2 protein-coding genes and 1 pseudogene are annotated in these 1,895 nt (G+C 42.3%); 2 read left to right on the top strand and 1 reads right to left on the bottom strand.

What is annotated here, in order from left to right:
* Positions 1–44 precede the first annotated feature (44 nt).
* Complete coding sequence (locus tag KDK14_RS01865) at positions 45–383, bottom strand: hypothetical protein (RefSeq protein WP_257263318.1); 339 nt, start codon at positions 381–383, stop codon at positions 45–47.
* A gap of 26 nt (positions 384–409) precedes the next feature.
* Between KDK14_RS01865 and KDK14_RS01860 the strand changes: the two are divergent.
* A pseudogene (locus tag KDK14_RS01860) lies at positions 410–739 on the top strand (Tn3 family transposase); the annotation flags it as partial.
* 268 nt (positions 740–1,007) lie between these two features.
* Positions 1,008–1,619: a hypothetical protein gene (locus KDK14_RS01855; RefSeq protein WP_257263317.1), complete on the top strand. Its 612-nt coding sequence runs from the start codon at positions 1,008–1,010 to the stop codon at positions 1,617–1,619.
* The last annotated feature ends 276 nt before the right edge of the window (positions 1,620–1,895 follow it).

Genomic DNA, 1,895 nt, shown 5'->3' with positions numbered 1-1,895 from the left:
GCAGAGTGACTGGTCACTTAGTCAGAAAATATGATTTCATTTGGTTAACTACTTAAATAGGCTCCATCAACATGAGTTCCCTCTTTAGATAGCTTTAGCTTGTTAGTTGCTCCGAAACTTACATAAAAGCACTCATAAGGGAAATCAATAGATTCTAAAGGAATGGAACCTGCATCTGTTTGTAAAAATTCCTCAATAATCTCATCACTAAGATGAAAAATGTTTCGGCCATAGGCACAAAATGCGCTGTAGTACGATGCAATTGATTGCTCTTTCATTAGCCACTTTTTAAAAAACATGTTGTAAGCAAGATGAGGAAAGATTACTGAAACAGTGGACAACGGGAAGTGCTCTGTCTTTTTTAAATCTAAATCGTCTTTCATCTGAAATCACACTGAAACATTAGTCACTGGAGTGGATGCAGCAACCTGAACTCAGGGCAAGGGTTCAGGCAGGGCTAAATAAAGGAGAGGCGAGAAACAACCTTGCCAGAGCTGTATTTTTCAACCGTCTTGGAGAAGTCAGGGATAAGTCGTTCGAGAATCAAAGTTACAGGGTATCTGGCCTTAATCTGGTCGTTGCCGCCATTATTCTCTGGAACACTGTTCACCTTGAAGAAGCTATTACTAAAGTGAAAAAGCAGAAAAAAGTGCCTGAAGAGTACCTGAGCTATCTATCTCCCCCGGGGTGGGAACATATCAGTTTGACAGGTGATTACATCTGGAGACTGAAGACCTAATAAATGATGATTTATAGTGATAATGGATAAGCTTAATCCCATGATTACCAAGGATTTTAGCCTATTAGCGTACGATTTTTTCCTTTCTATAGCGTGACCCCTACAAGGCTGTCAAGAACGTGATTGTTGGCTTTTCTGTTAGTATTTATAACCCGGTTGTTATGGGAACAGGGGTTAAACCTGCTGTAGTATTGAATGCAGAAATTGCACTGAATCAAAGGCAATTATTATTTCTGATAAATCTAATGGAAGTCCATGGAGGGCTCTTATGGACGCTATCGGCGCTTTACCCCCGAGTTATGATTCAAATATCGAAGAATTTACCCGTTGTGAAAGTCAATTTGCAGGACGGAAGACCTCTGAATCCGAAGCCACAAGACAGACTGAAAGTAACAGATCATTCGATGAAACGCCCTCACTCAAGGATCGTTTAATCTATCCATTGTATGCCGCCAAAAATCGGATTCTGAAAATCGCTGGTTTTGGTGCAAAAGCTGGCATTTTTACGCCGATGATCGCTGCAGCTGCTATTTGTGGTCTTGCCGGTAACATTATTGGTACTACCGTAGGTAGTTTAGTTCAAAGTATATTTTTCATGAACTCTGATATATCTGCGAGTAAGACTGGTACTCTTGTCGGATTAATTATCGGTGGTGTACTCGCCCTTCCTGCTGCTTTGGTGCTTGGTGCGGTTGCTGCGGCTGCTTTTGCTGTGATTGGCCTGGCTGGTAGCGTGTTCACATTACCTGTTGATGTCTATCATGCCATCACACTGGATAATAAAGCGGACCTGCACCCCGAGCCGGTGCGGGTAAAGGATATATTGCATGAAATTAAACGGACTGATCCCGGGGAATTTTTTGGCTTTTCCTCATTTTGAGTTGGTGAATCGATAAAATCACCCACTCAAACAGGGGAAGCTCCAATTTTTTTAAATCCAAATAACGAAAGACACCCCTGAATTCAAGCCATAAGTTTCTTGTCCGGGAATATTGGGTGTCATTACTCTTGATTTTAATAATGCAACTATTGACGTCCAATCCCGTTAGTCTTCAGTGGTCCGGTAAACACCATATCCTGAATGAAGACTGCGCCAATCACCCTTCGACTCCGCCTGGGAGGCTGTCCGAGAATAGCGCCCGTAGCGAGGATTGCG

Source organism: Endozoicomonas sp. ONNA2 (assembly GCF_024606365.1).
Lineage (GTDB): Bacteria > Pseudomonadota > Gammaproteobacteria > Pseudomonadales > Endozoicomonadaceae > Endozoicomonas.
This window is presented reverse-complemented; position numbering and strand designations above follow the sequence as displayed.

What these genes read in the sequence shown, in the direction of transcription:
- KDK14_RS01855 (WP_257263317.1), top strand. Translation starts at nt 1,008, where the DNA reads ATGGACGCTATCGGCGCTTTACCCCCGAGTTATGATTCAAATATCGAA.
- KDK14_RS01865 (WP_257263318.1), bottom strand. Translation starts at nt 383, where the DNA reads ATGAAAGACGATTTAGATTTAAAAAAGACAGAGCACTTCCCGTTGTCC.